The sequence below is a fragment of the Micromonospora zhanjiangensis genome (assembly GCF_042650605.1).
GTDB classification, from domain to species: Bacteria; Actinomycetota; Actinomycetes; order Mycobacteriales; family Micromonosporaceae; genus Micromonospora_J; species Micromonospora_J zhanjiangensis.
On sequence record NZ_JBHSBN010000088.1, the window covers coordinates 1 to 1,905 of the forward strand.

Consider the following 1,905-nt stretch of genomic DNA (forward strand, 5'->3'; position numbering starts at 1 on the left):
CGAGGAGGGTGAAGCGGTGGGGGTGTTCGGCTTGGGCGCTGCGGATGAGTCCCCAGACGGCGCCTTGGTCGGGGTCGGGGTCGTCGGTGTCGGTGACGGCTACCGCCCCACGCGTCACCACCACCAGGTGTTCCGATCCGTCGAGCCGCTGCTGCACCTGCTCCAGCACCCAGGCGACGGCCGCTCCCGGCCGATCGGCCGGGACCGCACCGGCATCGAGCAGCACCGTCCCCGGCACCACGCCACGCCGCCCGCCGTCCACCGGCTTCCACACCAGGGTGTACAGGCCGGACGTCGCCGTCTCCTGACCCGCGACCTCCCGTAGCGTCAGCGCATCGACGGACAGCACCGGCGCGCCGGCCGGGTCGGTGATCGTGATGGCCACCTCGTCGTCGCCGGCCGGGGTCACCCGCACCCGCAGCGAACGGGCTCCGGTCGCGTGCAGCGAGACACCGGACCACTGCACCGGCAGGCGCCGGCCCGCCCCGTCGTCGGTGACGCCGAGACAGTGCAGCGCGGCATCGAACAGGGCCGGGTGTACGCCGTACCCCCGAAGGTCCGTGTCCTTGCCGACGGTGACCTCAGCGAAGATCGTCTCGCCGTCGCGCCAGGCAGCGGTGAGGCGCCGGAAATTCGCGCCGTACCGGTAACCGCGCTCCTCCAGCCGCTCGTACAGGTCGTCCACGTCGACCGCGACCGCACCGGCCGGCGGCCGCGGCGCGGTGTCCGGCAGCGGCGGATCGACGTCCGGGCCGAGGTGCCCGGTGGCGTGACAGGTCCACACCTCGTCGCTTCCGGTGCTCGTCGGCCGGGCGTAAACGGTGATCGGCCGCCGGTCCTGGTGATCCGGCTCGCCGACCCACACCTGCAACGCGGCGGTGCGGTCCAGCGGCAGCGGAGCCCGCAACGTCAGCTCCTCGATGCGGCCGTAGCCGACGGCGTCCCCCGCGAAGATCGCCATCTCCGCGAACGCGGTGGCGGGCAGCAGCGTCGTGTCGCCGATGACGTGCTCGGTGAGCCAGGTGTGCACGGCCGGGTTCAGCGTCCCGGTGTGCAGCGTGCCGTCGATGTCGGCGCGGTGCACCGCCGTCGTCAGGTGCGGATGCGTCGTGCCGCCGGCGGTGGCGGGCGGTGGGGTCATCAGCCAGTACCGGTTCCGCTCGAACGGGTACGTGGGTGCGTCGGGTAGGTGGTTCGTCGGTTCGGCGGGGTGGTTGCCGTGGCCGTGGATCCAGGTTTGGGCGAGGACTGAGTCGATGTTGGTGCCGTTGGTGCGGTGGCTGGTGTGTAGTGCGGTCGCGTCCGGGAGCACTTCGCGGGTGAGTGCGGTGAGGGTGTTGTGCGGCCCGATCTCCAGGAACGTAGTGACGCCCTGCTCGGCGAGGTAGGTGAGGGTGTCGCGCCATTGGACGGTGCCGCGTGCCTGCTGTGCCCAGTAGCCAGGATCGTGTTGAGCGGTTTGTCCGGTGAGGTTGGAGATGACGGGGATGGTCGGTGTCTGGTGGTGGAGTGTGGAGGCGACGGCTGTCAGTTCGTCGAGGATGGGGTCGAGGTGGGGGGAGTGGAAGGCGTGGCTGACCTGGAGGAGGCGTGATGGGGCTGGGATGTTTGTGAGGGTGGCTTGGACGTGTTCGGTGGTGCCGCTGATGGTGATGTGGTTGTTGGTGTTGACCGCGGCGATGGTGGTGTCGCCGACCAGGTGCGGTGTGACCTGCTCGACGGTGGCCTGGATGGTGGCCATGGCGCCGGTCGCGGGCAGGCTTTGCATGAGTGCGGCTCGTGCGGTGACCAGTTTCGCGGCGTCGGCAAGAGACAGGGTTCCGGTTAGGTGTGCGGCGGTGATTTCGCCGATGGAGTGTCCGGCGAGGTAGTGGGGTGTGAGGCCGAGGGTGTGGTAGAGGGCGA

General features: G+C 70.3%; 1 protein-coding gene. It reads right to left on the minus strand.

Going from position 1 to position 1,905, the window contains the following annotated elements:
* Nucleotides 1-1,852, minus strand: a 1,852-nt coding sequence (locus tag ACFOX0_RS34025; protein WP_377553774.1) for an acyltransferase domain-containing protein, incomplete at its 3' end; no start/stop codon positions are given.
* Nucleotides 1,853-1,905 lie beyond the last annotated feature (53 nt).